A 24,761-nucleotide genomic window follows, 5' to 3' on the forward strand; every position below is an offset into this window, starting at 1 on the left:
ATTAACTGCGATTGTGTGATTTACCGTGTTCTGTGGCATCGTTTGAGCTTTGAAAAAAGCGAGAAGTTGCAGCCTTTAAAAATTACCTAGCGGTTTTCTTTGACTTTTTGGGGTCAATCTTTGTTAAACGGCTGTTTGGGTTTAAAAGGAGATATAAATGAAAATAATGATTTTGGGTAGTGGTGCAAGAGAATATTCTATTGCTTTAGCCTTAAGAAGAGTAGACAAAAATTTAGAGTTTTATTTTGCTCCTGGAAATGGCGCTACCGAAAGTCTTGGAACAAATTTAAACCTAAAAGATCCAGTAGTTTTAGCAACCTATGCAAAAGAAAAAGGTTTTGATCTTTGTATAGTAGGAAGTGAAAGTTTTTTAGCTGAAGGGGTTGTAGATATTTTTAAACAACAAGGACTTGCTATTTTTGGGCCAAGTAAAGCTGCTGCAATGCTTGAAACCTCAAAATCTTTTATGAAAAGCTTTCTTAAAAAATACCGTATCAAAACAGCCAAATTTTTAAACACAAATGACATTGAAAAAGCAAAAAATTTTATATATAGTTTAACCCCTCCTATAGTAGTAAAAGCCGATGGACTTTGCGCAGGAAAAGGTGTTATCATAGCTAAAACTCATGAAGAAGCCATAGAAGAAACAGCTAAAATGCTGAGCGGAGAAAGCTTTGGAGATGCTGGAAAACTCGTTGTAATTGAAGAATTTTTAGATGGTTATGAATTAAGCATTTTTGCAGTATGTGATGGCAATGATTTTGTTTTACTTCCTGCAGCACAAGATCACAAAAAATTACTCGATAATGATCAAGGGCCAAATACTGGTGGAATGGGTGCTTACGCTCCTAGCTCTTTGGCGAATGAAAGCTTGCTTAGAAAAGTTCAAAAAGATATTATTTTACCAACTTTAGCAGGTATGAAAAAAGAAGGAGCGGAATTTTGTGGTGTTTTATTTATAGGTGCTATGATCGTTGGAAATAAACCTTACGTATTAGAATTTAACGTTCGCTTTGGCGATCCTGAATGTGAAGTTTTAATGCCTTTAATCGAAGATCCTTTAGAGCTTATTTTAGCTGCTACTCAAAGACGCTTAAGACACTCAAAAATCAAAATCAAAAAAGAATTTGCAGTAGGGGTTGTATGCGCAAGTGAAAATTATCCTTACAAAAGTTCACCAAAAAGTGAAATTACCGTAAATAACATTCCTGAAAACTCTCATATTTCTTATGCTGGAGTAAGCCTAGAAGATGGCAAATTAATGGCTGATGGTGGAAGAGTTTTAGTTTGCGTTGGCACAGGAAAAAGTATAGAAGAAGCGCAAAAAAATGCTTATAAACTTTGTGATAATGTAAATTTCAAAGGAAAACAATACAGAAAAGACATCGCTCATCAGGTTCTGAAATGAAAGAAAATTTACAAGACCGCTTAGAGCGTGAAAATCTAAAAATAGCAAGTTTTGGAAAAAGAGTTCTAGCTTTTTTAATCGATGATATGGTTATTTCTTTGATTGTGTTTATCATTTTTTATGATCGTCTAATCCAAGCAAAAGATTTATTTGAAACAACTCAAATTGTAGGAAATTTTTACCTTGGCTTCATCTTGCTTCATTTTAGTTATCAAGCAATTTTTACTTATCTTTATGGAGCAAGTTTGGGAAAAATATTATGCAAAATTATCATCTTGGATGAAAATCTTCTTGACAAACCCAATCTCATTCAAAGTTGCATCAGGTCTGCCGTAAGACAAGTTAGTGCTATGGCGTTTATGCTTGGATTTGCTTGGGCTTTAAGCAATGATTTACGCAAAGCTTGGGAGGATTATCTAGCAAGGACAATAGTAGTCGATGTGGCGTAAATTTTCCCTATTGCTAGGAACTAGCATAGCTTTAAATGCAGCACAAGTTGATATTTACGCTCTTGATGCAAAAAAAGAAGGTGATATTCTTACTGCGAACAATGATGTTATTATTTTTTCTGATTTTTATTTCATCACTGCCAATAAAGCAATTTACAATGAAAAAACCGGAGATGTTGAGCTTTTTGGCGATGTTAACATCCTAAGGGGACAAAACGAAAGATCACATTCTGATTATGCTAAAATCAACCTAAATTCCAATCAAGCCGATTTTAGTAATTTTTTCTTTTCCAATAACAATCTTGAAGTATGGTTTCAAAGCAAAACAAGCCATCTAAATGATAAAGTCTTTGAAAGCAAAGTTTCAGCAGTTTCAAGCTGCAATGTTGAAGATCCTGATTGGGAAATTCGTTTTTCAAAAGGCTGGCTTAACCGGGAAACCAATTTTGTTCATCTTTACAATGCAAGATTATATGTTAAAAATACCCCAGTTTTTTATCTACCTTATTTTGGATTTAGCGCTGATACTCATAGACAAAGCGGGCTTTTAATCCCAAAAATCGTTTTAAAAAGTAGCGAAGGCTTATACTATGAACAACCTATTTATATAGCCACTCAAGAAAATTGGGATTTAGAACTTGATCCACAAATTCGAACAAACCGTGGTTTTGGACTTTATTCTACTTTAAGATTTCTTGATTCTCCATATTCAACAGGAGAATTAAATTTTGGTGCTTTTAGGGAAAATAGCTCCTATTTTCACGATGAAAATTTGAAAAATCAAACCCACTATGGAATAGAACTAAAATACTCAAGAGATGATTTAATCAAATCTTTACTCAGTGATAATTTTCAAGAAGGTCTATGGATAGATGCAACCTATCTCAACGATGTGGATTATTTAAATTTAGGAAGTAGGGATTATCGAGATCTTAACTCGCTTGTAACCTCCAAAATCAATTATTTTTTAGCTGATGAAAACAATTTTTACGGAGCTTATGCAAGATATTATATCGACACATCTAAACTTAGCAACAATACAACCTTACAAGAATATCCAAGCTTTCAATATCATAGATTTTTAAATAACCTTTTTGATGAACGCTTGCGTTATTCATTTGATGCTTCATTTCATAATTTTTACCGACCTGCTGGTTCTTATGCAAATGAGCTAAATTTAGACTTGCCTATCTCGTATCACAACGCTTTTTTTGGAGACTTTTTACACTTTACTTTTACAGAAAGATTTTATGCTTCTTTTGTAAATTATAGCAACGATCCCGAAAGAAACCATGAGCATTATTTCAGAAACACTCATGATTTTAATCTCTACACCGATCTTTCAAAAGCTTATGAAAATTTCTTTCATACTTTAAATTTAGGGGTGAATTACGTTTTGCCAGGAGCAAAATCAGGTAAAATCACGCAAGATTATCTTGAAGAATACGACAAAGAAAACGAGCATACAAGTCTTTATGCTGTGCAATATTTCTATAACAACGAAGGACAAAAAAAACTCAAACACAGAATTTCGCTTGACTATCTCAATAAACAAAATGAATTCTATGAACTTGAAAATCTTTTAACTTATTATTTTAATGAAAACATCAATCTCAACAGCGAAGTGCTTTACTCTTATGAACAAAGTCGCTTTACCAATGTCATCAGCCAAATAGAAGTCAATACAAATTCAAAATTTAATTGGATGTTTTCTCATGCTTATCAAAACGATGAGTATGGAAAATATAGCTTTATTGGTACAAGAGCAAATTATATTGCCACACCTAATTACAATTTATTTGGTGGAATTTGGTTTGATACTCAAAGAGCTCATGCAAACATGTGGGAACTTGGCTATACCTACCAAAGAAAATGTTGGAACTATTCTTTAATGTATAGAGAAAGAATCGATCCACAACTCACAAGTGGTGGTATCACAGCTAAAAATCAAAGCGGAGTTTATTTTATTTTCAACTTCTATCCTTTAGGAGGAGTAAAATACGATTTCTCTTTAGCAGAAAGTGAAAACAAAATTTAAAAAGGATGAAATTTGCTAAATATTTTAAAAAATTTTACGAATTTATTATCTGGTAAAAAAGGAAAAATAATGCAATACAGCATAGAAATTAACAAAAATACAGAAATATTTAATATAGACAAAGTCGCCAAACAAGCTGCCGGTGCTGTTTTAATGAGACAAGGCAAAAGCGTTGTTCTAGCTACAGTTGCAAGAGAAGAAAAACAAGTTGAAGAAGATTTTTTACCTCTAACCGTCCAATACATCGAAAAAGCTTATGCCGCAGGAAAAATCCCTGGTGGTTATGTCAAAAGAGAAACCAAGCCAAGCGATGCAGAAACCTTAACAGCACGCATTATTGATAGAAGCTTACGCCCTCTTTTTCCAAAAGGCTATGCTTATCCGACTCAAATCGTTGTGATGGTTCTCTCAGCTGATCCTAAAGTAGATTTGCAAGTAATGAGCTTAAATGCCGCAAGCGTGGCACTTTATCTTAGTGATATACCTATGAAAGCTCCAGTATGTGGTGTGCGTATAGGAAAGATAGATGGAAATTTCATACTCAATCCAAACAATGAAGAGCTTCAAAATAGCACCCTAGATCTCTATGTAGCAGGTGTAAAAGATGAGCTTTTGATGATAGAAATGAGAGCCTTACCTGATCAAAAAGAAAATGAAATCTTTATCGAAGCTCCTTATGCTGATGTTTTAACTCAAACCACTTCACAAAATATGAATGAACTTAGCGAAGATGAAATTTTAGAAGCTCTAAATTTAGCTCAAAAAGCTATATTAAATGGTTCAAATGCTTATGAAGAAGCCTTTAGCAAACACGAAAAAAATTCTCAAATCGAACTAAAAAATGAGATTGAATATCCTGAAATTTTAGCTTTTATAGAAAATAATTTCCAAAAACAAATCAAAGAAGCCATCAACCAAATGGCAAAAAGCGAAAGAGCAAGCGAACTAAATAAAATCGCTAAAGAAATTTCAAATCTTGAAATCGCTAAAGAGTGGAGCGAAGAAAGTGTCTTAAATACCTTAGCTAAAGTCAAACGCAAACTTATTCGTGAGCAAATTTTAAATGAAGGCAAAAGAGCTGATGGTAGAAGTTTAAACGAAGTGCGTCCTATTAATATAGAAACCAACATCTTACCAAACGCTCATGGTTCTTGTCTTTTCACTCGTGGACAAACTCAAGCCCTAGTGGTTGCAACCTTAGGCGGAGAAAACGATGCTCAAATGATAGACTTGCTTACAGAAAAAAATCCTATAAGCGAACGCTTTATGGTAAATTATAATTTTCCAGGTTTTTCAGTAGGCGAAGCAAGTCCTATCAAAGCTCCAGGAAGAAGAGAACTAGGACATGGAAATTTAGCCAAAAGAGCACTTTATCCAAGTGTGGATGAAAACTATCCTTATGTAATCCGCTTAGTCAGTGAAATTTTAGAAAGCAATGGCTCAAGTTCTATGGCAACGGTTTGCGGCGGATCTTTAGCCTTAAAAGCAGCAGGAGTGCCAAGCTTAAAACTTGTTGCAGGAGTAGCCATGGGGCTTATCTTTGAAGATAACAAGTATGCTGTTTTAACAGATATCATGGGACTTGAAGATCATGATGGGGATATGGACTTTAAAGTAGCAGGAAGCAAAGACGGCGTTACTGCTCTTCAAATGGATATAAAACTAGGTGGAATCGATCAAGAAATACTAAAACAAGCTTTATACCAAGCCAAAGAAGGAAGAATTCACATTCTAAATATCATGGAAGAAGCCGCCAAAGAAATCATAGTCAATGAAGAAGTTTTACCTAAACTTGAGCTTTTTAGCGTTGATCCTTCAAAAATCGTTGATATCATAGGACAAGCCGGAAAAACCATCAAAGAAATCGTAGAAAAATTTGGCGTTTCTATAGACTTAGATCGCGAAAAAGGTGAAGTAAAAATAGCAGGTAGTCAAAACGAACAAATCAAAGCCGCAAAAGACTACATCATAAACATCACAAGCTCTCAAAAAGGAACTAAAAAAGGCTCTAAAGACAAAGATATATCAGGCTTTGAACTTGGGCAAGAATTTCAAGGTATTGTTAAAAAAATCGCTCCTTTTGGAGCCTTTGTGGAACTTAAAAATGGTGTTGATGGTTTATTGCATAGTTCAAAAAGCAAGCATCTTAATTTAAGCGAAAACCAAAGCTTAAAAGTTAAAATCAGCGAAATTAAAAACGGAAAAATTTCTGTGGATTTGTGTGAGTGAGCGAATTTCTAACTCATCCTTTTGAGCCTTTTTTTGACAAAGATTCTAAAATCTTAATTTTAGGATCTTTTCCTTCGGTAAAATCAAGACAAGATGGCTTTTATTATCAACACCCAAGAAATCGTTTTTGGCCTATACTAGAAACACTTTTTGATGTAAGATTAGAAAATATCACAGAACAACAAGCCTTTTTAAGAAAAAAACATATCGCTCTTTGGGATGTACTTCAAAGTTGCAAGATAAAAAATTCAGATGATAAAACTATAAGTTATGCAAAAGCCAATGATTTAAGCCCGATCCTTTCTCAAACCAAAATCCAAGCCATTTTTACTACTGGACAAAGTGCTTATAGATTTTTTGTTAAATTCCACCCTCGCTTAAAAGCCATAGCTCTACCCTCAACTTCTCCTGCAAATTTAAATTTTTCTTTTGAACAGCTTTTACAAAACTATGAAATAATCAAAAAATTTACAAAATAACAAACTAAGCATTACCCCCCCCCCAAGTAAAACAAGAAAAAAGCTAGTTAATATCTAGCTTTTGCGTGTTATCCTTGAATTCAAATTCCACTCTCTTAGCTCCAAAACCTTTAGCAATAGCTTCTAAAGTATCCTTAGCACTTTTATGAATTTTACTTTCTAAATTTTGGATAAGATTTAAAGACAAGTCTTTAACCTCATCTTTGGCTTCTTTTATGAGTTTGTTTTTATCACTTTCGCTAAAACTAATCCCCGTACTATTGATAGAATCAGGCAGTAAAAAAGGTAAAAATTTAGCATTTTTTTCATCATAAAATTTCATATCTATGATGCTGTGTTTGTATCTACACTCTGGCATGATGATCTTATAAGCATCGTCCCCTAAAGGCAAAATATCAAAGTTTTTATCCCTTAAATCATACAAGAAAGTGATCTCAAATTCAAAAATCAAAGCAATCTGTCTTTCACTCAAAGACCATCCTAAAAGATTTTTCCAAATTCCATTAAAAGCGCTATCTTTTTTAGTGACAATCTCTTTACTAAAAACTTGAAAAACACTTAATTCTCCTATGGATTTAAGCTGCATGATATCGCTAAAACTTTGCGTGCTTTTTTCTTCTATTTTAGGGCTTTTATACTGCCTAAAAAGCACTACAAACAAAAGTACAAGTAAAATCATCACTAAAACAAATAAAATCATTTCCATTTTAAACCTTTCTAAATTTATAAACCTTGATTTGAAAAGATATATTTTTTCTCAAACGCTAAGAAAATAAAAGCATTAATGATAAAAATCAAACACACAAAAGTAAAAACAAATTCCACGCTAAAATGTGAAGCCATAATCCCTCCGCCAAAAGCTCCACAAAAATTTCCCAAAAATTGACAAGTTTGATTAAAACCAAAAATCACACTTAAATTTTTAGCACTCACACTTTTTTTAAGCAAGGCATTCACACAAGGCAAAAGCCCTCCAAGTCCTACACCTATAAGTAAACGCACGAAAATAAGCGTATAAACATTACTTACTACAGCCTGCAAATAAAAGCAAATTCCACAAAATATCAAAGCTCCAAAAATAATCTTACTAGGCCCTATCTTATCGGCGATTTTTCCAAGTTTTGGTGCGAAAAAAAGATTGCTAATCCCACTTGCAGCCACTACTATACCCGCCCAAAGAGCCAAATTTCCACCTTGATGAATTTGCTCAACATAGATACTTAAAATCGGCATCACTCCAAAAGTACCAAATTGTATCACAAAAGTAGTGATAAAAAGAACGATAATAAGGGTTTTGTTTTCTTTCACTTTTTGAGTATTTTTCTTCGCCTCTTTTTGAATTTTTCTCTCATGGATGAAAAAATAAATCGTCACAAAAGAACAAGCGATCAAAAAAGCCACCATATCAAAAACCGTACTAATACTAAAAAATTCAGCCACAAAGCCACCAAACAAAGGCCCAAGCAAACTTCCACTTATAGAAGCCGTAGAAAGAGTTCCTAAAGCATAAGCCACTTTTTCTTTAGGTGCTATCACAGTGATAAACACAACAGCAGCAGAAGTAAAACCTGAAATTATCCCTGTTAAACCCCGCACAAAAACTACTTCTAAAGCACTATGAGCAAAGCTAAGCCATAAAGTTAAAACCGACATCCCAAAACTTGCACGAAGAAGCATATTTTTATAACCATACTTTGCACCCAAAAAAGCCCACAAAGGTGAAAAAACAGCCATAAAAAGTGGAGTGATCCCAAAAGCAAGCCCTGAGTAAAACGCTATTTCACTCGTATCAACATGTCCTAGTTCTTTGATATAAAAAGGCAAAATCGGAGCGATTTGACTAAGCCCCATACTTGTGGTAAAAACACCAAACCAACACACAAGCAAAGTTCTATTGAAATTTTCCATGGATTTATTGTATGATATTTTTTATAATTTTTAATTAAAACTCAAGGATAAAAATGAAAAAAATACTCTTTATATGCTTAGGCAATATATGCCGTTCGCCTATGGCAGAATTTATCATGAAAGATCTTGTCAAAAAAGCAAATTTAGAAAAAGAATTTTTTATAAGCAGTGCTGGAACTTCAGGAGAACACGATGGAGAAGGTATGCACTATGGCACCAAAAACAAACTTGCTCAACTTAACATAGAACACAAAAACTTCACAAGCAAAAAACTCACTCAAAAGCTTTGCGATGAAAGCGATTTTTTAATCACCATGGACAATTCTAACTTCAAAAATGTTTTAAAAAACTTCACCAACACCCAAAACAAAGTTTTAAAAATCACTGATTTTAGTCCTAGTCTAAACTACGATGAAGTCCCTGATCCTTGGTATAGTGGGAATTTTGATGAAACTTATAAAATTTTATCCCTAGCTTGTAAAAATTTACTTGTTTTTTTATCAAAATAATTTAAAACAACATATATTACTTCTCGTTTACTTTTTAGGCTTATACTTCTAAACGAACCGAAAAACATTCATAAGAAAAACTCCTTAAAATTACACGCCTAGCTTAAATCCCTTTAGCTAGGCTTTTCTTTAGATGTTTTTATCCTTCGGATTTAAAATTTTTACTATTTTAAGTGCTTCTTAAGAAAAAACTCCAAATTTATGTGCTACAATTACAATGTTTTATTAATTTTTGACAAGGAGAATTCTCATGAAACTAGTTAAACTTAGTTTAGTTGCAGCTCTTGCTGCAAGTGCTTTTTCAGCAGCTAACGCTACTCCACTTGAAGAAGCGATCAAAGATATCGATGTATCTGGAGTATTAAGATACAGATATGAAAGTAGTAATCCATGGAGCAATGCGAATTTTGGTTCTGGTATTTCTGGAAAACAAGATCATAAATACAGAGCACAAGTTAACTTCAGCGGTGCTATATCAGACAACTTTAAAGCTTTCGTTCAATTTGACTACAACTCACAAGATGGTGGTTATGGCGCAGATAGCATCAGCAACACAAGTGATACTTTATCAGTTCGTCAATTATATTTAACTTATACAAATGAAGATGTTGCTACAAGCGTAATCGCTGGTAAACAACAATTAAACACCATCTGGACAGATAACGCTATTGATGGTTTAGTTGGAACAGGTATTAAAGTAGTAAACAACAGCATTGATGGTTTAACTTTAGCTGCTTTTGCAATGGATAGCTTCAATGAAGCTTCAGATACTACTGTAACAATTACTCAAGATAGCTCTCAAAAAATTACAGGAGTTCAATTTAATCGTGGAAATCCTAAAGGTGATAGTGATGTAAGTGGTGCTTTAGATTGGAGCAAAAATATTTATGGTGCTGCAGCTATCGGCTCTTATGATATCGCTGGCGGACAATTCAACCCACAATTATGGTTAGCTTATATGAGTGATAATGCATTCTTATATGCTTTAGATGCAACTTATAGCACAACTATCTTTGATGGAATTAACTGGACTATCGAAGGTGCTTACCTAGGAAATTCTGTAGATAATAAACTTAAAGATAGATTAGATGCAGCAAATGGTAATTTCTTTGCTTTAAGAGGCACTGTTAAGGTAAATGGTTGGGATGCAAGTCTTGGTGGTTTATACTATGGTAAAAAAGATAAAATTACTGTAACTACAATCGAAGATCAAGGTAATCTTGGCTCTTTACTAGCAGGTGAGGAGATTTTCTATACTAGAGGATCTAACCTAAATGGTGATTTAGGTAGAAATATCTTCGGTTATGTAACTGGTGGATATACTTTCAACGAAGCAGTTCGCGTTGGTGCTGATTTTGTATACGGTGGAACAAAAACAAATATAATTGGTCAAGGTGGTAAAAAACTTGAAGCTGTTGCAAGAGTAGATTACAAATACTCTCCAAAACTTAACTTCTCAGCATTCTACTCTTATGTAAATGTTGATACAGATCCTGAAAGCACTCATCATGATGCTGTAAGACTTCAAGCTCTTTACAAATTCTAAGAAGCTTTTAAGTCTAACTTCAAGGCGGGGTTTTGCTCCGCCTTTTTTTATGCCTGATTTTTAAAACTTAAATTTATATAAAAAGATTTTCCCAAGCTAAAAAGCTTTAGGAAAATTAAGACTTAAACCAATTAGCGATTTTTTCAAAAAGTCCTTTTTGCTCTTGATGCATACCATCTTTGATACCAAAACTTTCACTTAGTTTTTCTAAAAGTTCTTTTTGTTCATCGTTTAAAGAAGTTGGAAATTTGATAGAAATTTGAACGATTTGATTTCCTATGCGAGAACTATGAACATCTTTTACCCCTTCTTTTTCAAGTATAAATCTTTGTCCATCTTTAGCACCCTTTGGTAAATTTAAAGTCGCTTCACCGCGTATGGTGGGTACTTTTATACTCTCTCCTAAGATAGCCTGGGTAAAAAACACTGGAAATTCTATATATATATCATCATCATCTCTTATAAAAGTATCGTCTTCAGCAGCGATGATCTTAACATACATATCCCCTCTAGTGCCATTTTTTAAGATATTGCCTTTAGCATTGACACGAAGTTTCATACCTGTATCCACACCTTCTGGGATATTAAGCTCGACACTATCTTTGCTTTCATTATAACCCAAACCTTTACAATCACTACATTTTTCACTAGCCTTTTCTCCAATTCCTTGACAATCAGGGCAAGTTTGTGCAAAAGTGATAAAACCTTGAGAAACCCCAACCTGTCCTCTACCTTGACACTTTGGACAAGTTTGAAGCTTTCCATCTTTAGCCCCTGTTCCATTACAAGTTTTACAAGAGCATTTATAAGTAAAGTCTATATTTTTCTTACAACCAAAAACCGCTTCTTTAAAACTTAATTTTAAATTAACGATAAAATCTGAAGGGATTTTCTCATCATTTGAACTTTTTCTACGACGCGATGAGCCAAAGCCTTCTCCAAAAAAACTAGAAAATATATCTCCTAAATCCTCAAAACCACCAAAACCTGAGCTACTAGAACCAAATCCACCGCCTTTTAAAGCATCTTTTCCGTATCTATCATAAATAGCTCGCTTTTCATCATTGCTTAAAACTTCATAGGCTTCATTAACAAGCTTGAATTTATCTTCTGCTTCTTTATCACCTTGGTTTCTATCAGGATGATATTTTAAAGCCATTTTTCTATAGGCTTTTTTTATGGTTTCTTTATCAGCATTTTGCGTGATTTCAAGAATTTCATAATAACTTATTTCCACATTATTCCTTTAAAAAATTTAAAATTTTACTAGAATTTTAATTTTAAAAATTCAAAAATATAATTTTAGCAAAAATAAAATCAATAATTTATCAAATTTTAAATAAAATTATGTAAAGATTTTAAAGACTACATAAAAATTTACAAGGACACTAGAATGATTAATGTGTTGATGATAGAAGATGATCCTGACTTTGCACAATTATTATCTGAATATTTAGCGCAATTTAATATTAAAATCACAAATTTTGAAAATCCTAAAAATGCTTTAAATGTGGGTATTCAAGGCTATGATTGTCTGATTTTAGATTTAACTTTACCTGGAATTGATGGTCTTGAAGTTTGTAGAGAAATCCGACAAAAAAGCAATATTCCTATTATCATCTCATCGGCTAGAGGTGACTTAAGCGATAAAGTTGTGGGGCTTCAAATCGGTGCTGATGATTATCTACCAAAGCCTTACGATCCAAAAGAAATGTATGCAAGGATTATGAGTCTTATTCGTCGCACAAAAAGAGTTGAACACACTAATAATGAAAATATTAACTCTGCTTTCAAAATTGATGAAAGAAGACATGAGATCACCTATGAAGATAAGGTTTTAACACTTACTCCTGCTGAATTTGAAATTTTAGAATACCTTATCCAACAACACGGATATAGTGTTTCAAGAGAACAGCTTGTAAGTCGCTGTAAAAATCTAAAAGATAAAGATTCTAAAAGCCTTGATGTTATCATCGGTCGCTTAAGGGTAAAAATAGGAGATAGTTCAAAATCTCCAAAACATATTTTTTCTGTTAGAGGTATAGGATATAAACTGATAGGATGACAAAAAATTATTCTATTCATACCAAACTGATTATTTTATTTGTTGTTACTTTTTTCTTGGTTTGTGTGCTTTTTATCGTTCTTTTAAAAATAGAAGGGAATACCTATAATGAAGAAGAAAGTTTAAAACAAGAAAATCTTATAAAAAATTTACTCATCTCCTATGAAAACACTTCAGGTGTTGAAATAGGAGCTTATCTTGGAAACAGCGGTTTTAACGCTATACAAAATCCCAATCTTGTAAAAGCTATAAGAAATAATGGACAATCACTTTTTAAAGCAGGCGGAGAGCTTTGTACTCTTTCTTCTTTAAAATATCATAGCAATCTTTATTTTGATGTTCAATGTAAAGATTTTGATGGCTTGTATGAAGAAAATACTAGTGATAGGGTTTATAATCTTTTATTGATAGGATTTTTCTCTTTTTCTTTGTTGGTTGTTTTTATGTATTTTTCTGTATTAAAATCCTTAGAACCTTTAAAAAAATTAAGAAGACAAGTTGCCGAAGTTGCAAATGGGGAACAACCTGATTTTCTAGACTATCAAGAAGATGAAGTAGGCAAGATCGCCTTTGAATTTCAAAAAGCTTTCAAGAAAAACCAAGAATTAATCCAATCAAGACAACTTTTCCTAAGAACAATCATGCATGAGTTAAAAACCCCTATAGGAAAAGGGAGAATCATTTCTGAAATGATCAAAGAAGACAGACAAAAAGAAAGACTTATCGCTATATTTTTACGCATGGATTCTTTGATCAATGAATTTGCCAAAATCGAAAATTTATTTTCAAAAAACTACAACTTACACTTTAAACCTAGTCGTTTTAGCACTATACTTGAAGAAGCTAAAGAACACCTTATGATAGATGATTTTAATAAAGTTGTAAAAGTCGATATAAGATATGACGCTTTAATCAATGTTGATATGGAAATTTTCTCTGTAATTTTAAAAAATCTTATCGATAATGCCTTAAAATACTCAAACAATGGCACTTGTGAGCTTTTTTGTTGTAAAGAATGTTTTACCATTAAAAATCCAGGCAAACCTTTAGCAGAACCTATAGAGCATTATCTTGAAGCTTTTACAAGAGAAAAACACAATCAAGTCAAAGGTATGGGACTAGGACTTTATATAGTTTCAGAGGTATGTAAACTGCATAATTTTGATTTGATTTATTTTTATGATGATGGAAAGCATTGCTTTAAAATTTTCTTTGGAGATAAAGAAAAATAATGGTAAAAGGCCTGGAAAAATTCAATGAACTTGTTGAAAGTTTTGCAAATTTACCTACCATAGGAAAAAAAACCGCCATAAGGCTTGCTTATCACCTTTGCATAAATAATCAAATTGATGGTATGAAACTCGCACACAATATAGAAAATGCTATCCGCTTTATAAAACCTTGTGAGCAATGCGGTGCTTTAAGCGAAAATGAGCTTTGCGAAATTTGTAGCGATGAAGAAAGAAATAAAAACATTTTATGTATAGTTGAAAGCCCAAAAGATATATTAACACTCGAAGAGAGTCAAAGTTACAATGGGCTATATTTTGTTTTAGATGAGTTAAATGAAGAAAAACTTGAAAAACTAAAGCAAATCATACTTAAGCTAAATATCTCTGAGCTCATTTTTGCATTGACACATAGCATTAATTCTGATGCAACTATCTTTTTTATAGAGGATAAATTTAAAGGCTTAAACCTAACTTTTAGTAAAATCGCTCAAGGAATTCCAAGTGGTGTAAATTTAGAAAATGTGGATTTAATCTCTTTAAATAAAGCTATGAATTTTAGAACAAAAATTTAGTAATTTTTATAAGAAATATCGGCTAATTCTTGCAAAGAAAAATCCGCAATCTTTTCATAAGCAAAACCTTCCTTGCTTAAAAAATCAAGTAAAGTTTTTTCCATGATTTTAGCTCCTTGTATAAGCTCATCTGAAAGCTTAAAACTCATCGCTTCAATACGCTTTGGCACACAAGCTAAGATGTGTGTTTTAGGCAAATCTCCTGCAAGTTCCATGTATTGTAAGGTTTGAAGCATTTCTATTTCATGGGCACTTCCACTCCAGCTAATTTTATTAGGCATAGCATCATAAGGAAAGAAAAATACATCTCCTATACTCGCACCTTGCGCTTCTATACAGTCTAAAACGATAAGTCTATCGTATCGAGCGATGATATAGCTAAGCTGCAAAGCCAAAGTTCCACCATCAACAAAATCTAAAGTAAATTCAGAATGAGTGAATTTGTAGTTTTTTTCAAGTTGTTTGCAAAGATGAACGCCTAAGCCTTCATCCGCAAACATGATATTACCTATTCCAAGGACTAAGAATTTCAATGCTTTTCTTCTTTTACAAATTTATATCCGCTAATAATAGCATCCATAGCACCATCTTTACCTTTTACTGCGTTAAAAATCGCCATGTAAATATGTACTGGCACAAAAATCATAATTACCCACATCAAAATTCTATGATAAGTTCTTACATCGGCCAAACCGCCCATTGCAGCTTCAAGCGGTCTTAAAATATGATATAAAAGCCCACCTAAGCCCTCATGGTAAGTATGAGTATAAAGAATAAGCCCTGTAAGAATGATACCTAATATCACAAGATAAAAGAAAAAATAAGTTACAAATTGCAAAGGATTATAAACCCCTTTTAAATGCGGATGTTTTCCTAAGAAAATGTAAAATTTTACTTGTTCTATCCATAATTTGATATTAAAAATATCCCATACACTTCTGCGTTCTTTTGCGCTTACCTTATCGCAGAAAAACAAATATACTTTAAAAATAATACAAGCGATTAAAACAAAACCCACCGCTTGATGTACTAAGCGGTATTTTGCTTGCATAAAATTTACGGGCTCACCGTTACTAATAGGGCTTTGGAACACATAGGAAAGATAATACCCTGTGCCAATAAGAATCACTATAGCAATAGCTCTTACCCAGTGCGTTAAACGCAAACCTATGCTAAATTCATATTCAGCTTTTCTTTGCAATTTTTCTTCTTTGTTTTGCATGAAAGCCTCCTTATAAATTGACATTCACTTTATATTCACTTAGATTATTGCCCTTAGTATCCATTACATGCACCGCACAAGCAATACAAGGATCATAAGAGTGAATTTTTCTAATGATTTCAAGTGGTTGTTTTACATCAGCGATTTTAAGTCCTATCAAACATTGCTCATAACTTCCACCTACGCCATTTGCGTCTTTTGGACTTGCATTCCAAGTAGAAGGCACCACAGCTTGCCAATTTTCAATAACACCATTTTTAATTCTACACCAATGGCTTAATGTTCCGCGTGGCACATGCCCCATATAGCGTCCTTTGTATTCTTTAGAATTATCGATCACATAAGGAGCACAAGTACTCTGGTCTACTTTTAAATTTTCAACTAAATTATTAAACGCTTTTAAAGCATTATTTGCAACGATTTTTGCTTCAATACAACGAGCAGCTGTTCTTCCAAGTGTGCTAAATACAGCATTTAAAGGAAGTCCTGTTTCTTTTAAGAACTCATCTACCACAGGAACAACATTTTGATTACCTTTAGCATAATTTACAACGATATTTGCTAAAGGTCCTACTTGCATAGGATTTCCTTCATAGCGTGGAGCTTTAATCCAGCTATATTTACCCTTAGTATCAAACACTTTAGAATGGACATTATTTCCATGATGATCTACGCTTTCTCCATCTACAAGTCCTGTATAATTTGGATTTGTTTTGCCATCATAAGGATGTAAAGGTTCATTGTCTGCATACCAAGAATGAGTTGCCTCTTCAGTAATCTTATCTTCTTCTACTTCATAAACCTTGCTTAAATCTCCATTTTTGATAATACCACTTTCAAAAAGCCATTCATCTCTTCCGATTTGGAATTCTTTAAAGGTATAAAGATTATTTACCCCTATATCATTTAAAACACTTGCTTCATGTGCATAAGCTTTTCCTGCCATCACAAGATCAGGATAATACGCACGATTAACAAAGTCTTGCACTTCTTGGAATTTAACCATATATTCACCCATTCTTGCAGGATCGAGTAAATCCATAACGCAAGTTACACCACCAACGGTTAAGCTTTGTGGATGTGGATTTTTAGCTCCAAAAATCGCCATACATTGAGCAATGATTCTTTGAATTCTTAAACATTCTAGATAGTGAGAAAGAACGATTAAATTTTGCTCAGGACTTAAACGATAAGTTGGATGACCATAGTACGCATTAGCAAAAGGTCCTAAATTTCCTTTATCTACAAAAGTTTTAAGTCTTTGTTGCACTTCAAGAAGTTTATCCGAACCTGTTGCATAAGGATTTGGAGTGTATTTAAAAGCTTCATCGCTTGCTTTTTTAACATCAGCATTTAAAGCACTTACCACATCAGCCCAATCAAGCCCATGAAGTTGATAAAAATGCACAATATGATCGTGTAAAAATAAAGCCGCATTCATTAAAGTTCTTGTTAAAAGCGCATTTAAAGGCGGAGTAATACCCAAAGCATTTTCAACAGCAACTATACCTGCTTTATAATGTGAAAAAGTACAAACTCCGCAAATTCTTTGCGTCATAAAACCCGCATCTCTTGGATCACGCCCTTTTACTATGGTTTCAATACCACGCCACAAAGTAGAGCCCGCATAAGCTTCTTTTACCACATTGTTATCATCAACAACAACTTCAACTCTTAAATGCCCTTCAATTCTTGTAATAGGATCTACGATTATTTTTTGACTCATTTTTATTCCTTATCTTTTTGCATGGAAGATATAACTGCGTGTGCTGCTATAGCAACGCCTGTGAGTGTAAGCACACCTATACCGATTTTATCTGAAACACTATCCGCACCCAAACCAAAAACAGTATCAAATTTACGACTAGCCATAGGCTCTTCAAAAGGTCCCATAGTATCCCAAAAATTAGGCTCAGAACAACCTATACAACCATGCCCTGCTTGAATAGGCCAAGAAGTGTGCTGGTTAAATCTCTCTCTTGAGCAGTTATTAAAAGTATAAGGTCCTTTACAACCTACTTTATAAAGACAAAAACCTTGTTTTGCTCCTTCATCTCCAAAAGCATGTACAAATTCACCCGCATCAAAATGTCCGCGTCTTTCACAAAGATCATGAATTCTTAAACCATAAGCCCATTTTGGTCTATTATACACATCAAGTGCTGGTAACTCACCAAATAATAAATAATGAAGTACATTACCCACTATATTTTTTTCACTTGGAGGACAGCCTGGAACATTGATCACAGTTTTACTTGTTACTTTGCTTAAAGGCTGCGCGTTGCTAGGATTTGGTCTTGCGGCTTGAATTCCTCCAAAGCTAGAACAGGTTCCTATAGCAAAAATCGCCAAAGCATTTTCACTTGCCATTTTTGAAAGCTCATAGCCTGTTTTTCCATGTGCACCTATGGTTAAAAAATGCTCCGTATCACCCATAGGGATACCACCTTCAACCATTAAAATGTATTTATTTTTATGCTTTTGAATGGCATTTTCTAAATTTTCTTCAGCTTGCCAACCTGCTGCAGCCATCACTGTTTCGTGATATTCTAAAGAAATATAATCAAAAATCAAACTATCAATCGTTGGAGTATCACTTCTTAACAAACTCTCACTACAGCCTGTACACTCAGCCATATGAAGCCACACAACAGGAAGCCTATCAGCAAGCTCAGCAGCTTTTGCCACCATAGGAGTAAAACTCGCTGGCAAAGCCAAAAATGCCGTCATAGCACCTGCCCATTTCATAAAATCCCTTCTAGAAAAACCTGACTTTTCTAATGCTTTTGTAATACTATCATTGTCTTTCAAAGAAGGAAGCTTTTCAAGAGTCGATAAACGCGACTCTATTTGATGATAATCAATCATTATATTTCCTTTGTAACATGAAATTTATTCTCTATAATAATAAAATAAAGGAAGTTAAAATAAAGTTAAAAACTTACTATCATAAGCAAATATTAGCATCACTCTTAATTAAAGCTTAATCATAAGTCTTTTTTAAGTTTGCGAATCAAAAATCTTGCAGGATGAATAGCGTGGATGTATTTTTTTTCTAAACACAAGGGTTCATTATTTATCAATGCACACAAATACCTTGCCGCTAAAACACTTGTACTAAAACCCCTTGACCCATGAGCAAAATTAAAATACAAATTACAAGACATTTTAGCTGGTTTTTGCTCCTTATTTTTTGTCCATAATAAAGCTTTATATTCTTCTTTATAAAACGCTTCATCATAAGCATTTCCAACTATCATAAAGCGATCACTCGAATAAGATCTAAAACCTACTTTAGAACCTATGATTTCTAATTTTGTATTTTTATCCATAAAATCGGCTATATTTTCTATATTTTGTTTATCATCTTCTTCTTTTGATTCTAAACTTGCATTAAGCCTATCATAACTTGCACCAATTACTTGCAAATCATCTTTTACAGGGCAAATATAAGCCTTAGAAGATAAAGGAAATGGGGTATCTAAAAAAGGTTTTAGATGTGTAACTTGACCTCTTACTTTGCTTAATTTCATCTCATCATAAAAAACAAAATCTTTTGTATCTGCACCCATAGCATAAATCAAAACCGCATAATCACTTTTAACAATATCATTTTTAAATTTTAAAGTAAAACACTCATTTTCAAATTTATAAGCTTGAAATTCATGATTAAAATATATACAAGCTTTACTTTTTTCAAAAAGATTTTTAACCAAATTTTTTGGAAAAATCACTCCACCCTCTTCTAAAAAAGCTTGATTTTTTGAAATTTTAAACAAAACATTTTCTCTTTGTGTGTCAAATCTTTCTTGCATCAAATCATTATGTGCAAACTCCACCACACCCTTAAATTCTAAATCTAAAATTTGTCTATAAAAACGGCTTGCTTCTATAAAAGAAAGCTCTGAAAACTCCCCTAAATTTACCTTAGGTTTTAAGATTAAAGAGCTTAAAATTCCACTTTCATTTCCACTTGCACCCTTGCCTAATTCTAAATATTTTTCAAAAACATCTATCTCAAAACCCCTTAAACTAAGTTCATAAGCTAAAACAGCGCTTGATATACCCGCACCAATAATAGCTACTTTTTTATTTTTTAAAGATGAAAATGTTCTTGAAAAATACGCTTCTTTGTCTTTAAACTCAAGCTCATTTTCCAAATAAGCTTTAATCATTTCTCTTTTTCTAAAACCTTTGGTTTTTTCTACTCTAAAACCATATTTTTTTAAATTTTTTTGCAAAAAACTTGCCGAAGAAAAGGTGCAAATTTGTGTATTTTTTTTTAGAAAGTCTTGCCACTTCAAAGATTAAATTTTCATCAAACATTTGCAAGTTTTTATTTGGAGAAAATCCATCTAAATACCAAACATCAGCTTTAAAATCCAATTCTTTTAAAACAGCTATATCTTCAAAAACAAGATCTAAAAAACAATCTTCAAAATAAAAACGATAAATTCCTTCTTTAGCCTTAGGATAAAATTTTAAAAATTGTTCTAAAAGCTCTTTAAACTCTTCATAAAATTCTAGTTTTTGATAAATTTCTCTTAATTGTTCTTTTTCGATATAAAAAGCTTCTACGCTAATATAAAAAAGTTTTTTAGGACGCTTAGAAGGGGTAGTTTCTAAAAGGCGTTTCAAAGTAAGAAAAAAATTTAAACCTATACCAAAACCACTCTCTGCGATAATAAAATTTTCTTGATTTTTCCATTCAAAAGAATGAGTGTAAACAAATTTGCTTTCATTTAAGCCATCTTTGGAATTAAAATAAAAATCATCAAAATCCAAAGAAAAAGGAGTATTATCCTTAAAAATTAGCTTAGCTTTTTTCATCGGTTGTTATAAAAATAACTCTCAACTCCATCGGCAATACCCTTAACCAATAAATCTTGAAAAGCTTTATTGGCGATTCTTTTGCCTTCATTTGGATGTGTAATATAGCCAATTTCAATCAAAATTGCAGGCATTTGTGCACCTACTAAAACCCAAAAAGGTGCTTCTCTTACACCGCCATCTACAATTTTATACTTTTTGCGTGTTTGAGTGAGTATATTTTTTTGTACATCAATGGCTAGTTTATTTGAAGCAACGATTTTTTCACGATTTAAGAAATTTAAAATACTTTGTTTTGAGAAATAATTAATCTCTTCAAAATCCCCTTGATTTTCTTTTTCTGCTGCCTTTTTACTTCTTTCACTTCTTGCAGGACTTAAAAAGAAAGTTTCCACGCCTTCGCTACTTTTGGCTTTTGTGGCATTTGGTGCTGCGTTAGCATGTATAGAAATAAACAAATCCGCTCTTTTATCATTGGCATATTTGGTTCTATCACGAAGATTGATAAATTTATCCGAACTTCTAGTATAAAGCACTTTATAACCGCGTTTTTTAAGTTCATTTCCAAGTTTTAAAGCCGTACTTAAAACTATATCTTTTTCTTTTAAACTTCCTTTTTTATCACTTAAAGCACCGCTATCTTTTCCACCATGCCCCGCATCGATAACCACAAGCTTTCCTGATTTGTAATTTGTATTTAAAGTTTTACTAGAACTTTGAGTTGCTTTTTTGTTTGCATTTTGATTTGTAGTTTGTATATAAAAACCTAAAGTGAGATTATTATTATCCAACTCCTTTAAAAGTTTAAATTCTTTAGGAGCACTCAAAACCACACGAACGGTTTTTGGATTGTATTGAGTAACTGTAATCACATTTTGTCCAAAAGTAAAGCTTTTTCTATTACCTTCTAACACACCCTTAAAACTTACAACATATCGGAATTTTTGATCTTTGGTATCAAATACTGCTATTTCTTTTTCATCCAAATCATCGCTTAAATTTAACACCACAGCATTAGAAATTTTATCCACATCTAAAACATATAAAGGTTTTTGATTTTCTTTTTCATTATTGGTTTTTTTATCTTGTTTTTTTGTTTCTAAAACTTTGGTTTTAATTTCTGTTTTTTGATCTTGCTTTTTCTCTGAAATTTTACTAACTTGCTCAGTCTTTTTTTGACTAGTAGTTTCTTTTGAAAAAATTATTTTTTCTTCTTTAAAAGATATATCAATAGGAATTTTTTCTTTAGCATAAACCACTATGCGTATGGTTTTGGGATTAAACTGTGAAATCACTAAACGATAGTCATCAAATTTAAACTCTTTTTTACCCCCTTCTAAAACCCCATCAAAATCACTAATAAAACGATAGTTTCCTTTTTCGTCTAAAGCAAAACTTTTTAATTGATCCTTATCCAAATCTGCATTTAGTTCAAACTCTACACCTTGGTTTGTTTTACTTGACTTTAAAACATAAATTTTATCATCGCTTTTTGCTTTAGAAACGATACTGCTCTTTGGTGCTTGCGAAGTTTTAGAATTTGTTTTTTCTGTATTTTTTATTTGTTCGTTAGATGATTTTTTTTCATTTTTTTGAACTGTTTTTATAGGTTCAAAAGTTGTTTTTTCAGTGTCTTGAGAAATATTTTGAACCTTAATATCTTTAATAACAGCCTTTCTTAAAGCATTAATACTTGCTTCACTTATACCACTTTCTTTTAACTCATTAGCATATGACTTGTCATCTAAATTTAAAGTATTTGAACTGATGATCAATCTTTTTAAAATTTCAATTTTAGTTTTTTCATCTTCATGAATAACACTTTGTATATAAAGGCTTTTGAGCTGATGGTGAAATTTTACTTGCACTTCACTTTTAGAACCGATAAAATTTTTATCAAAATTTGCAAGTTCATTTTCATAAGCTCCAAAAAGAGTTGTGAAAGCAAATACTAAAAATACAAAAATTTTAGCCATTATTCACCATTAACCAATTTTTCCATAAGTTCTTTAACACTGATAAGCTTATCTAAACGATATCCATTTGCACCTGTAAAGAAAAGTCCTGTTTCTTTTTTGCCTGACCACGCATCAAAAAGCCTATCTGCTATACAATACCCTACTTTAGTCGCCTCTTTTCCACGTCCACAAGGCGCTACACAATTGCTTATACAATTAATCTTTGGACCCATTCTTTTATCTACTAAATTTAAAAGATTGGTTCTAACTCCACGAGCAGGATAGCCCACAGGAGATTTAATAAGCTCTATATCTTCTTCTTTAGAAGCTAGCAAAACGCTTTTAAACTCTTCACTCGCATCACATTCAAAAGTTCCTATGAAACGCGTTCCCATTTGAACACCACTAGCCCCTAAAGAAATAGCATTTTCTATATCTTTTTTATCCCAAATTCCACCTGCAGCAATCACGGGAAAAGACCCCCAATTTTTAGCCTCTTCTACCACAGGAGCGATTAATTTTTCTAGCTGATAATTCGGATCTAAGCACTGCTCATAAGTAAAACCTTGATGACCTCCACTTTTTGGCCCTTCTAAAACCACTGCATCAGGTAAGCGATTGTAACGGCTTTGCCATCTTTTGCAAATAATTTTTAAAGCCTTTGCAGATGAAATGATAGGCACTAAAGCCACATCAGGAAAATCTGCAGTAAATTCAGGTAAATTTGTAGGAAGTCCAGCGCCTGAAACAATCACATTAAAACCAACCTCACAAGCATCGCGTGCTATTCTTGCATAATCATTACTTGCACATAAGATATTACACCCCAAAGGTGCATCGCCACAAACTTTTCTTGCATTATTAATCAAAGCTTGCAAACCCTTGCGTGAGTAAAAATTTTCACTTCCATAAGGCTTAGCGTTTAATTCTTTACTTGCATACTTTCTTTCTTCATAATATCCTGTTCCCACAGAAGAAATAATCCCAAGTCCACCATTTAAAGAAACTGCAGAAGCTAATCTATCCCAGCTTATGCCTAGTCCCATTCCTCCTTGAAAAATGGGATATTTTATAGTATGTTTTCCTATTTGTAAGGGTTGTAAATTCATTCTTTTACCTTTAATTTTGCAAATTTTCTTTTACCTATTTGTAAGATGTATTCTCCTTGTTCTAAATACATTTGCTCGTCGCTAACTTTTTGAGAATTTACACTTACTGCATTAGCACTGATGCTTCTTCTTGCCGCAGAAGTAGAACTTTCCAAACCACATTCAACCAAAGCCTTAGCAAGCCAAATTTTTCCTTGTATTTCAAACTCAGCCATATCACTTGGCAAAGCATTTTGAGAATGAATTCTATCAAATTCAGACTTAGCATTATTAGCCTCTTCTTTGGAGTGAAAACGCTCTGTAATCTCTAAAGCTAAATTTTCTTTAGCTTTTTTAGGATGTAAATTGCCTTGTTCTATATCTTTTTTTATTTGCGCAATTTCTTCTAGGCTTTTTTGACTTAAAAGTTCATAATATCTAAACATCAATTCATCACTAATACTTAAAATTTTAGCATACATATCATTAGCTTTTTCTGTAACACCAATGTAATTATTTAAACTCTTACTCATTTTGTTTACACCGTCTAAACCTTCGAGTAAGGGCATCATAATCACAGCTTGTTCTTTTCCTATGTTATAAACTCTTTGAAGCTGTCTTCCCATTAAAAGATTAAATTTTTGATCCGTTCCGCCCATTTCAATATCGCTTTTTAAAGCCACGCTATCATATCCTTGAAGTAAAGGATATAAAAACTCACAAATCGAAATAGGGCTTTGCTCTTTAAATCTCTTGGTAAAATCGTCACGCTCAAGCATTCTAGCTACACTAAAAGTTGAAGTAAGCTCTACTATACCCGCAGCTCCAAGTTCATTAAGCCAAGTAGAATTAAACTTAATCTGTGTTTTTTCTTTATCCAAAACCTTAAAAACCTGCGTTTCATAAGTTTTAGCATTGATTAAAACTTGCTCTTTATCCAGCTTTTTACGCGTTGCACTTTTTCCACTTGGATCGCCAATTTGTCCTGTAAAATCTCCAATCAAAAATTGCACAATAGCTCCATGTTTTTGCAAAAAAGCCATTTTTGTTAAAACCACACTATGGCCTAAATGTAAATCAGGTGCTGTAGGATCAAATCCTGCCTTTATAAAGAAATTTTCACCCTTTTCATAATAATTTTTAATTAAATTTTCTATTCTTTCTTCATCAATAAGCTCTGCACAGCCACGCTTAACTTCTGCTAATATTTTTTTTATATCCATAATAA

General features: G+C 32.8%; 20 protein-coding genes and 1 pseudogene. 10 read left to right on the forward strand and 11 right to left on the reverse strand.

All coding sequences use genetic code 11. The features are described 5' to 3' along the window. Positions 1 to 157 precede the first annotated feature (157 nt). The 5 genes from purD (at position 158) to FBF21_RS06640 (ending at position 6,603) form a co-directional block, all read left to right on the forward strand. The gene (gene purD, locus FBF21_RS06620; protein WP_002853212.1) at positions 158 to 1,408 is read left to right on the forward strand and encodes a phosphoribosylamine--glycine ligase; all 1,251 of its coding nucleotides are present in this window, start codon (positions 158 to 160) and stop codon (positions 1,406 to 1,408) included. After that, complete coding sequence (locus FBF21_RS06625; protein WP_002853161.1) at positions 1,405 to 1,857, forward strand: RDD family protein; 453 nt, start codon at positions 1,405 to 1,407, stop codon at positions 1,855 to 1,857. The genes purD and FBF21_RS06625 overlap by 4 nt, the downstream gene beginning before the upstream one ends. Next, on the forward strand, positions 1,847 to 3,895 hold the full coding sequence (locus FBF21_RS06630; RefSeq protein WP_100608516.1) for an LPS-assembly protein LptD: 2,049 nt from the start codon (positions 1,847 to 1,849) through the stop codon (positions 3,893 to 3,895). The genes FBF21_RS06625 and FBF21_RS06630 overlap by 11 nt, the downstream gene beginning before the upstream one ends. A 69-nt stretch (positions 3,896 to 3,964) precedes the next feature. After that, entirely contained in the window at positions 3,965 to 6,124 is a 2,160-nt protein-coding gene (locus FBF21_RS06635; RefSeq protein WP_002869659.1) for a polyribonucleotide nucleotidyltransferase, read from the forward strand. Next, the gene (locus FBF21_RS06640; RefSeq protein WP_057981350.1) at positions 6,121 to 6,603 is read left to right on the forward strand and encodes a DNA-deoxyinosine glycosylase; all 483 of its coding nucleotides are present in this window, start codon (positions 6,121 to 6,123) and stop codon (positions 6,601 to 6,603) included. Before FBF21_RS06635 ends, FBF21_RS06640 begins: the two co-directional genes overlap by 4 nt. A gap of 43 nt (positions 6,604 to 6,646) precedes the next feature. On the opposite strand, the gene FBF21_RS06645 is transcribed toward FBF21_RS06640, so the two are convergent. Together FBF21_RS06645 and FBF21_RS06650 are read right to left on the reverse strand one after the other, a co-directional pair. After that, positions 6,647 to 7,309 carry a DUF4230 domain-containing protein gene (locus tag FBF21_RS06645; protein ID WP_002859315.1) on the reverse strand — a complete coding sequence of 221 codons (663 nt, stop codon included), beginning with the start codon at positions 7,307 to 7,309 and terminating at the stop codon, positions 6,647 to 6,649. Positions 7,310 to 7,326: 17 nt separating this feature from the next. Continuing rightward, positions 7,327 to 8,511 carry an MFS transporter gene (locus FBF21_RS06650; RefSeq protein ID WP_002884368.1) on the reverse strand — a complete coding sequence of 395 codons (1,185 nt, stop codon included), beginning with the start codon at positions 8,509 to 8,511 and terminating at the stop codon, positions 7,327 to 7,329. A 53-nt stretch (positions 8,512 to 8,564) separates the two neighbouring features. Here FBF21_RS06650 and FBF21_RS06655 point away from each other — a divergent pair, with 53 nt between their 5' ends. Both FBF21_RS06655 and porA read left to right on the forward strand, forming a co-directional pair. Beyond that, positions 8,565 to 9,020, forward strand: a complete 456-nt coding sequence (locus FBF21_RS06655) for a low molecular weight protein-tyrosine-phosphatase (protein WP_002853170.1) — start codon at positions 8,565 to 8,567, stop codon at positions 9,018 to 9,020. Between the two features lie 250 nt (positions 9,021 to 9,270). Next, positions 9,271 to 10,566 (forward strand): group 2 major outer membrane porin protein PorA, encoded by a 1,296-nt coding sequence (gene porA, locus FBF21_RS06660; protein WP_052796726.1) that lies wholly within the window; start codon positions 9,271 to 9,273, stop codon positions 10,564 to 10,566. Between the two features lie 115 nt (positions 10,567 to 10,681). On the opposite strand, the gene dnaJ is transcribed toward porA, so the two are convergent. Next, positions 10,682 to 11,803, reverse strand: coding sequence for a molecular chaperone DnaJ (gene dnaJ / locus FBF21_RS06665; protein WP_058001549.1), 1,122 nt, complete (start codon positions 11,801 to 11,803; stop codon positions 10,682 to 10,684). 156 nt (positions 11,804 to 11,959) lie between these two features. Here dnaJ and FBF21_RS06670 point away from each other — a divergent pair, with 156 nt between their 5' ends. Genes FBF21_RS06670 through recR form a run of 3 tightly spaced genes read left to right on the forward strand, consistent with a single transcriptional unit; the run spans position 11,960 to position 14,435 of the window. Continuing rightward, on the forward strand, positions 11,960 to 12,631 hold the full coding sequence (locus tag FBF21_RS06670) for a response regulator transcription factor (protein ID WP_002874431.1): 672 nt from the start codon (positions 11,960 to 11,962) through the stop codon (positions 12,629 to 12,631). Continuing rightward, the gene (locus tag FBF21_RS06675) at positions 12,628 to 13,863 is read left to right on the forward strand and encodes an ArsS family sensor histidine kinase (RefSeq protein WP_002857920.1); all 1,236 of its coding nucleotides are present in this window, start codon (positions 12,628 to 12,630) and stop codon (positions 13,861 to 13,863) included. Before FBF21_RS06670 ends, FBF21_RS06675 begins: the two co-directional genes overlap by 4 nt. Next, positions 13,863 to 14,435 (forward strand): recombination mediator RecR, encoded by a 573-nt coding sequence (gene recR / locus FBF21_RS06680; RefSeq protein ID WP_002853446.1) that lies wholly within the window; start codon positions 13,863 to 13,865, stop codon positions 14,433 to 14,435. The genes FBF21_RS06675 and recR overlap by 1 nt, the downstream gene beginning before the upstream one ends. Here recR and FBF21_RS06685 read toward each other — a convergent pair. The 8 genes and pseudogenes from FBF21_RS06685 to tyrS form a co-directional block, all read right to left on the reverse strand. Continuing rightward, the gene (locus tag FBF21_RS06685) at positions 14,432 to 14,968 is read right to left on the reverse strand and encodes a HyaD/HybD family hydrogenase maturation endopeptidase (RefSeq protein WP_002859319.1); all 537 of its coding nucleotides are present in this window, start codon (positions 14,966 to 14,968) and stop codon (positions 14,432 to 14,434) included. The two genes, recR and FBF21_RS06685, sit on opposite strands and share 4 nt — an antisense overlap. Beyond that, on the reverse strand, positions 14,965 to 15,657 hold the full coding sequence (cybH, locus tag FBF21_RS06690) for a Ni/Fe-hydrogenase, b-type cytochrome subunit (protein WP_002853700.1): 693 nt from the start codon (positions 15,655 to 15,657) through the stop codon (positions 14,965 to 14,967). Before cybH ends, FBF21_RS06685 begins: the two co-directional genes overlap by 4 nt. Before the next feature lie 10 nt (positions 15,658 to 15,667). Then, complete coding sequence (locus FBF21_RS06695) at positions 15,668 to 17,383, reverse strand: nickel-dependent hydrogenase large subunit (protein WP_002875863.1); 1,716 nt, start codon at positions 17,381 to 17,383, stop codon at positions 15,668 to 15,670. Positions 17,384 to 17,385: 2 nt separating this feature from the next. Continuing rightward, complete coding sequence (locus FBF21_RS06700) at positions 17,386 to 18,525, reverse strand: hydrogenase small subunit (RefSeq protein WP_002854042.1); 1,140 nt, start codon at positions 18,523 to 18,525, stop codon at positions 17,386 to 17,388. A gap of 119 nt (positions 18,526 to 18,644) precedes the next feature. Further along, positions 18,645 to 20,487 (reverse strand): annotated as a pseudogene (mnmC, locus tag FBF21_RS06705) (bifunctional tRNA (5-methylaminomethyl-2-thiouridine)(34)-methyltransferase MnmD/FAD-dependent 5-carboxymethylaminomethyl-2-thiouridine(34) oxidoreductase MnmC). Further along, a complete protein-coding gene (locus FBF21_RS06710) occupies positions 20,484 to 22,463 on the reverse strand; it encodes an N-acetylmuramoyl-L-alanine amidase (protein ID WP_002860473.1) in 1,980 nt (659 codons plus the stop codon). Before FBF21_RS06710 ends, mnmC begins: the two are co-directional and overlap by 4 nt. Next, positions 22,463 to 23,554 carry a nitronate monooxygenase family protein gene (locus FBF21_RS06715; protein WP_002857924.1) on the reverse strand — a complete coding sequence of 364 codons (1,092 nt, stop codon included), beginning with the start codon at positions 23,552 to 23,554 and terminating at the stop codon, positions 22,463 to 22,465. Before FBF21_RS06715 ends, FBF21_RS06710 begins: the two co-directional genes overlap by 1 nt. Continuing rightward, on the reverse strand, positions 23,551 to 24,756 hold the full coding sequence (gene tyrS / locus FBF21_RS06720) for a tyrosine--tRNA ligase (protein ID WP_002853870.1): 1,206 nt from the start codon (positions 24,754 to 24,756) through the stop codon (positions 23,551 to 23,553). Before tyrS ends, FBF21_RS06715 begins: the two co-directional genes overlap by 4 nt. Between the last annotated feature and the right edge of the window lie 5 nt (positions 24,757 to 24,761).

The sequence above is a fragment of the Campylobacter sp. CFSAN093238 genome (assembly GCF_012898015.1).
Classification (GTDB): domain Bacteria; phylum Campylobacterota; class Campylobacteria; order Campylobacterales; family Campylobacteraceae; genus Campylobacter_D; species Campylobacter_D jejuni.

Bases quoted from the DNA above. Each gene is read 5' to 3' on its own strand.
- purD (WP_002853212.1), top strand. From the start codon at position 158: ATGAAAATAATGATTTTGGGTAGTGGTGCAAGAGAATATTCTATTGCT.
- FBF21_RS06625 (WP_002853161.1), top strand. From the start codon at position 1,405: ATGAAAGAAAATTTACAAGACCGCTTAGAGCGTGAAAATCTAAAAATA.
- FBF21_RS06630 (WP_100608516.1), top strand. From the start codon at position 1,847: ATGTGGCGTAAATTTTCCCTATTGCTAGGAACTAGCATAGCTTTAAAT.
- FBF21_RS06635 (WP_002869659.1), top strand. From the start codon at position 3,965: ATGCAATACAGCATAGAAATTAACAAAAATACAGAAATATTTAATATA.
- FBF21_RS06645 (WP_002859315.1), bottom strand. From the start codon at position 7,309: ATGGAAATGATTTTATTTGTTTTAGTGATGATTTTACTTGTACTTTTG.
- FBF21_RS06650 (WP_002884368.1), bottom strand. From the start codon at position 8,511: ATGGAAAATTTCAATAGAACTTTGCTTGTGTGTTGGTTTGGTGTTTTT.
- FBF21_RS06655 (WP_002853170.1), top strand. From the start codon at position 8,565: ATGAAAAAAATACTCTTTATATGCTTAGGCAATATATGCCGTTCGCCT.
- porA (WP_052796726.1), top strand. From the start codon at position 9,271: ATGAAACTAGTTAAACTTAGTTTAGTTGCAGCTCTTGCTGCAAGTGCT.
- FBF21_RS06670 (WP_002874431.1), top strand. From the start codon at position 11,960: ATGATTAATGTGTTGATGATAGAAGATGATCCTGACTTTGCACAATTA.
- FBF21_RS06675 (WP_002857920.1), top strand. From the start codon at position 12,628: ATGACAAAAAATTATTCTATTCATACCAAACTGATTATTTTATTTGTT.
- recR (WP_002853446.1), top strand. From the start codon at position 13,863: ATGGTAAAAGGCCTGGAAAAATTCAATGAACTTGTTGAAAGTTTTGCA.
- cybH (WP_002853700.1), bottom strand. From the start codon at position 15,657: ATGCAAAACAAAGAAGAAAAATTGCAAAGAAAAGCTGAATATGAATTT.
- FBF21_RS06695 (WP_002875863.1), bottom strand. From the start codon at position 17,383: ATGAGTCAAAAAATAATCGTAGATCCTATTACAAGAATTGAAGGGCAT.
- FBF21_RS06700 (WP_002854042.1), bottom strand. From the start codon at position 18,525: ATGATTGATTATCATCAAATAGAGTCGCGTTTATCGACTCTTGAAAAG.
- FBF21_RS06710 (WP_002860473.1), bottom strand. From the start codon at position 22,463: ATGGCTAAAATTTTTGTATTTTTAGTATTTGCTTTCACAACTCTTTTT.
- FBF21_RS06715 (WP_002857924.1), bottom strand. From the start codon at position 23,554: ATGAATTTACAACCCTTACAAATAGGAAAACATACTATAAAATATCCC.
- tyrS (WP_002853870.1), bottom strand. From the start codon at position 24,756: ATGGATATAAAAAAAATATTAGCAGAAGTTAAGCGTGGCTGTGCAGAG.